Genomic DNA, 590 nt, shown 5'->3' with positions numbered 1-590 from the left:
GGCCCACGCCCGCAGCCTGGACCGGGTGCACACCGTCTCACTGACCACCGGCGGTCACTGGTCGCCGCGCGCGGGCTCTACGAGAAGCTGGGCTTCACCCACCGCGAGGAACGCGACTGGTTCGTCCCGGACACCGACATTCGCCTGGTGGTCTACACCTACGGGCTCTAGGCCGCGGCCGCGGCATTGCCCCCACCGGTGTTTCTTGGAACACTGTGGCCATGGGAATCATTTACGCCACCACCATGGATCCGACCAAGACCGAGCTGCTGACCTCCTGGCTGCCGCAGCAGGACTTCTTTAGCGGGACCGCGCGCCCGCAGCTGGACACCGTGGGCGGGTTCCGCCTGGAGGACCCCGCCGGGCAGGTCGGCATGGAATTCATCATCGCCCTGGACCGGCAGGACGGAACCGTCTACCACCTGCCGCTGAGCTACCGCGGCGAACCGCTGGAGGGCGGGCAGGACCACCTGCTGGGCACCAGCCAGCACGGGGTGCTGGGCCTGCGCTACGTCTACGACGCCGAGCACGACCCCACCTGGCAGCAGTGCGTGCGGGACCTGTTCGCCGGGCTGAGCGTGCCGCAGCAC

The 590-nt window shown here is 69.2% G+C and carries 1 pseudogene; it reads left to right on the top strand.

From position 1 onward, the window contains the following. Positions 1 to 221: 221 nt before the first annotated feature. Positions 222 to 590 (top strand): annotated as a pseudogene (locus JCM19049_RS17005) (hypothetical protein); the annotation flags it as partial.

The sequence above is a fragment of the Arthrobacter sp. JCM 19049 genome, from assembly GCF_001310435.1.
Note: the sequence above shows the minus strand (reverse complement) of the source record. Positions and strands in the feature narration are given on the sequence as shown.